The 2,147-nt window shown below is 61.9% G+C and carries 2 protein-coding genes; one reads left to right on the top strand and one right to left on the bottom strand.

Annotated elements, in window-relative coordinates:
- A partial coding sequence (locus WCB02_RS16275; protein ID WP_423959480.1) for a ferritin-like domain-containing protein occupies positions 1-739 on the bottom strand: 739 nt, incomplete at its 3' end.
- A gap of 876 nt (positions 740-1,615) precedes the next feature.
- Between WCB02_RS16275 and WCB02_RS16280 the strand changes: the two genes are divergently transcribed.
- The coding region (locus WCB02_RS16280) for an HAD family hydrolase (RefSeq protein WP_423959483.1) at positions 1,616-2,147 on the top strand (532 nt) is incomplete at its 3' end.

The following is a 2,147-nucleotide window of genomic DNA, read 5'->3' on the forward strand; positions in this document are numbered from 1 at the left end:
GGTACGGATACGCCGATGCCGATCCTGCCGCAATCGCGCGTCCCGTTAGCGACGTCCGCACATACCCCGCGTGGTACGCCTCCACTGCAAGAATGCCGGACGCAGCCGTTAGCAATCCCGAAGTAACGCCCGCCGGGCTGATCAGGGGAGCTGCGCCCGCGTAGGCCGTTACCCCTACATCCTCGAAGATGAATGCGCCCACCAGGAAGTAGTCGAAGCTCGAAAACGGATTGAACGACCCCGTTCCCGTCGAAGCCGTCGTGATCCCGGCAGCCACTGCCAGCGGCCCAAAGAACGATAGATCAATCGACGGCATCGGCACCGCCGCCGATCCCAGCGCGCTGCGCAGAAACTGCACATGCGTCTGTTCCTCAAACGCGATCTCGTTCAGAATCTCCTGCTGCGCCTGCGTCAGTCCCGGAACCTGGGCTGCTTCGCCCACCGTCACGGTTCCTTCCGTGTATGTGCCGGTATAGCCTGAGGGCGCCGCGGTGTCCGTACTCGCCAGCCCCGCGCCCGTCGCCGCATACAAATAGAACTGCGCCTCCAGGTACTCCAGGTTCAGCGCGTAGTTCAATACGTCGGCGTCGGTATAAGAGGTTGGGGGTACATAGCCCTTACCTGGGGTAAAGCTACTGCTGCAGCCGGCCATTGCAGCGGTGGTTGCCACTGCGCCCGCTCCGGCCATAAAAGTTCGCCGGGAAAGGGCCTTTTCAACGAGGGAATCGATTGTCTTCACGGTGCGTCTCCTGATGGTGCCTTGGGGCAACGATCGGCGCGCACTCGCTAGGTGTGCGACGGACGTCTTGGCGTTGTCGCGCAAAATAGCGTTTGCCCGGCAGAGAAGGCTCTGCGGGACATCACGGTGCGGCCAGATTGTGGTTGGGCGTTCGTAAACGTTGCGCGCAGATCTACTACTGCGTGTCGTGCCGGATCGGTTCGCTGACTCAGATCAATCCATTCGTCGCGGGCTGGCTATCGGATCTCTGACATAAGATCTACGTATTTCCGAATGGGTTGGATTGCAAACCTCGGAATAAAAATCAATCGGCGCGGTTGTGTGTCCTGTCAAATTCCGTGGTGAAAAAGTAAATGGGATACGTAAATCGCTGAATCTCGACCATGGCCCAGCCACGCTGCGCGCGTGCAACGCCGGCCCCCTGCGGAAATTTCAAGACCTCCGTCAACCCCTCAACCGATTCAGCTCACCCCGTGGCGCCTCGTCGACCCTCGCCGCTCGTGCGGCGGCGAGGGTCAATGCGTCCGCGAGGCTTAGTGGGCATCCCCGTCGTGATCAACGTCTCCTCCTGCCGATCCAGCCCGTGCTGCAGAACGCAGCGAGACAGTATCGGTGGGCGAAGGCGAAGGGCTGGGCAACGCCGCCGGAGCAGGTGCAGCTTTCTGCGCCTCCGGCAACATCGCAGTGTGTACAGCGGAACTGATGGCTTGCAGGTTCATAGGAATACCTCTGGCTCCGTTATCGGCGCGCAGCGTACCCAACTCTATGTCTGCCGTCGTGAACTTTCCGTCATCTCCAGGCGCCGCTCAAGCCGGGTTGCGTCGCTCTTGGTCCTCGCCGTCCGCGCAGGACCCCCACCTAGTAAACTGGACGTCTATGACCCTCACGCTCCCCGCAGGCGACTTCAAGGCCTACCTCTTCGACTGCGACGGCACCATCGCCGACTCCATGCCCATCCACTTCATCGCCTGGACCCAGGCCCTCCACGAATACGGCTGCACCTCCTTCACCGAGGAACTCTTCTACGCCTGGGGCGGCCGCCCCGTCGACGCCGTCGTCACCGAACTCAATCGCCGCGATGGCCTCGCGATCCCCATCGAAGAATTTGCTCATCGAAAAGAAAGCCTCTACTACGGCCTCATCGATCAGCTCCGCCCCGTCCCCGAGGTCCTCGAACAGATCCACCTCCAGCACGGCAACCTCCCCTTCGCCGTAGTCTCCGGAAGCACTCGCGAGTCCGTCGTCCGCTCGCTCGAAACCTTGGGCATCCTCAGCCTCTTCGACACCCTCGTCTGCGCCGGCGACTACGTTCACCCCAAGCCCGCTCCCGACCCCTTCCTCCTAGCCGCCGAGCGCCTCGGAGTCGAACCCAAGGACTGCCTCGTCTTCGAGGACGCCGACATCGGCA

Origin of the sequence: Bradyrhizobium sp. (genome assembly GCF_049581145.1) — a bacterium.
Classification (GTDB): Bacteria; Pseudomonadota; Alphaproteobacteria; order Rhizobiales; family Xanthobacteraceae; genus Bradyrhizobium.